We start from the raw sequence: 2,490 nt of genomic DNA, 5'->3' as shown, positions 1-2,490 counted from the left end.
GTCTACGAATCCTCCACCGGGGGCGAGGTGTTCGAGAAGATCTCCGGTCGCAGCGGCATCATCTTCCTGGCCAACTACTGGCGGCGCCCCGGAGAATCCGGTACGACCCGGACCGGCGACCACATCGATCTTTGGAACGGCTCCCGCATGACCGAATATTCCAGCTGGCTGCGCGTTCACTTCGGGGTGTCGTGGGATGGCTACTGGTCAGACTACCGACTGGCATCGAGAACCTTGTTCTGGGCGATCGCATGAAGAGAATGTTGGTCTCCTTCGCCTCCGGACTGGCAGGCCTCGCACTCTGTCTGCTGGCCGTCAGGCTGTCCGACGCCACGCAGCTCGCTCCGCAATTCCCCGCCCCAGCCGGCGAGGAGGACTTCGCCGTTCGCGCCGGCTGGTTCTTCTTCGCGGTCTGCCCGGTCTTCTTCCTGATCGGCGCGTGGATCGGCAACCGATCGCACGGCAGTCCGCGGCGCTGGCTCGCAGCGTGGGCAGGCGCCGTCATCGGCACGCTGCTCGTCTTCGCATGCGTCCGGCTGCTACAGCCCGTGCTCGACACCTTGACCGAGAGCGGCACTGCCACGCATGCCACGCTAGGCTTCTTCGTGGCATGGGCCGTCGCCACCGCCCTCGGCGCGTGGCTCAGCGCAAGCCGAGCCGCGTCAGCTTCTTGATCAACCCCACGCGCGAGATCCCGAGCCGCCGCGCCGCCTCCGACTGGTTGCCGCCCACCGCCGTCATCGCGTCGCGCACCAGGCGCAGTTCCAGCTCCGTCAGCGCGGCGTCCAGCGGGCCGGCCGCATCGCCACCCGGCGGAATGTGCGAGGCGCTCGCCACCTCGGCCGGGTCGCCACTGGCCAGCCGCAGCAGGTCGGCATCGACCTCGCGCTGGTCCGGCAGCAGCAAGGCGCCGGCCGATTCGACCACCGCCTTCAGCTCGCGCACGTTGCCCGGCCACTCGCGCGCGGTGAGCCAGGCCAGCGCCCCGGCCGACAGCCCGGCGCGCGGCGCCACGCGGTGCAGGAAGCGCGTCGCAAGCACCGGCACGTCGGCCGGCCGTTCGGCCAGCGACGGCGTGCGCAGCACCACGCCCTTCAACCGGTAGAACAGGTCCTCGCGGAACGCGCCGTCGCGCACCATCGCCTCCAGCTCGCGGTGCGTGGCCGCCACGACGCGCGCCTCGGCCTTCTTCTGCACCCGCCCGCCCACCGGCACGAAGCTGCCCTCCTGCAGGAAGCGCAGCAGCTTCACCTGCATCGGCGGCGGCATCTCRCCAACCTCGTCGAGGAACAGCGTGCCGCCGTGCGCCGCCTCCACCAGCCCCGGCTGGTCGCGGTACGCGCCGGTGAAGCTGCCCTTCATGTGGCCGAACAGCTCGCTCTCCAGCAGCTCGGCCGACAAGGCACCGCAATGGATCGCGACGAACGGCCCGCTCGCCCGCGCACTGCAGGCATGCAGCGCCCGCGCCACCAGCTCCTTGCCGGTGCCGGTGGGCCCCAGCACCAGCACGCTGACGCCGGTCTGCGCGACGCGCCGCACCATCGCCCGCAATTGCGCGGTGGCCGGCGCCTGGCCCACCATGCCGAGGTCGTCGGTCGCCTGCGTGCTGCGCAGCGTGGCGATCTCGGCATCGAGCCGTGCCTTGCGCAGCGCCCGCGCAACGACGAAGCGCAGCATGTCGGGATCGATCGGCTTGGTGAGGAAGTCCCACGCCCCCAGCTCGGTGGCGCGCAGCGCGAGCTCGTGCTCGCCGTGGCCCGTCAGCACGATGACCGGCACGCCGGCGAAGCGCGGGATCAGCTCCAGGCCGATCTCGGGGTCCATGTGCGGCGGCATCGCGAGATCCAGCAGCACCAGCTCGGGCCGCTGCCGCGCGAAGGCCTCGAGCGCCTGCTCGCCGTCGCCTGCGAGCGTGACCTCGTGGCCCAGCCCGCGCAGGAAGGTGCCGCCGAGACGCTGGAACGCGGCCTCGTCGTCAACCAGCAGCACGCGCCCCGCCTCGGGCGCGGTGTCATCGGTATCGCTCATGTCGCCCTCGGAAATCTCAGTGTGAAACAGGTCCGCCACGGCGCCCGCTCGGTCAGCGCGACGCTGCCGCCGTGCGCGTTCATCACGCGCGCGACGATCGCGAGGCCGAGCCCGGTGCCGCCCGGGCTGCGCGACGCGAACGGCTCGAACAGCCGCTCGCGCACCTCGGCCGGCACGCCCGGCCCGTTGTCGCAGACGTGCAGCAGCAGCGCATCGGCCGTGGTCTCAGCATCGATGTGCACGCCGGCGCCGTCGTGCTGCGCATCCGCGGCCGCGGTGCGCGCGTTCTCGACCAGGTTGGTCAGTGCCTGGTCGATGCGCCGCGCATCGGCCTCGACGATCAGCTCGCGGTCCAGCCCCGGGCCGAGGCTCAGCGCCGGCAGGCGGCGCGCCGCGGTGCGCACGTGCGCGGCCAGGTCGATCGGCGCGGTCACGAGCTTCCAGGGCTTCGCGTAGTCGAGC

General features: G+C 71.8%; 4 protein-coding genes. 2 read left to right on the top strand and 2 right to left on the bottom strand.

Annotation, left to right across the window (positions count from 1 at the left end):
* Together AC1D12_RS30870 and AC1D12_RS30865 are read left to right on the top strand one after the other, a co-directional pair.
* Nucleotides 1–255: T6SS effector amidase Tae4 family protein (locus AC1D12_RS30870; protein ID WP_477845026.1), on the top strand; the 255-nt coding region annotated here is incomplete at its 5' end.
* 8 nt (nucleotides 256–263) lie between these two features.
* On the top strand, nucleotides 264–674 hold the full coding sequence (locus tag AC1D12_RS30865; RefSeq protein ID WP_477845025.1) for a hypothetical protein: 411 nt from the start codon (nucleotides 264–266) through the stop codon (nucleotides 672–674).
* Here the strand turns inward: AC1D12_RS30865 and AC1D12_RS30860 are convergent.
* On the bottom strand, nucleotides 643–2,028 hold the full coding sequence (locus AC1D12_RS30860) for a sigma-54-dependent transcriptional regulator (protein ID WP_477845024.1): 1,386 nt from the start codon (nucleotides 2,026–2,028) through the stop codon (nucleotides 643–645). The genes AC1D12_RS30865 and AC1D12_RS30860 overlap by 32 nt on opposite strands.
* Nucleotides 2,025–2,490: sensor histidine kinase (locus tag AC1D12_RS30855; RefSeq protein ID WP_477845023.1), on the bottom strand; the 466-nt coding region annotated here is incomplete at its 5' end. The genes AC1D12_RS30860 and AC1D12_RS30855, both read right to left, overlap by 4 nt.

The sequence above is a fragment of the Rhizobacter sp. P1_G5 genome (assembly GCF_056405435.1).
The sequence above is the reverse complement of the archived record's forward strand: the minus strand, read 5'-3'. Positions and strand labels throughout refer to the sequence as shown.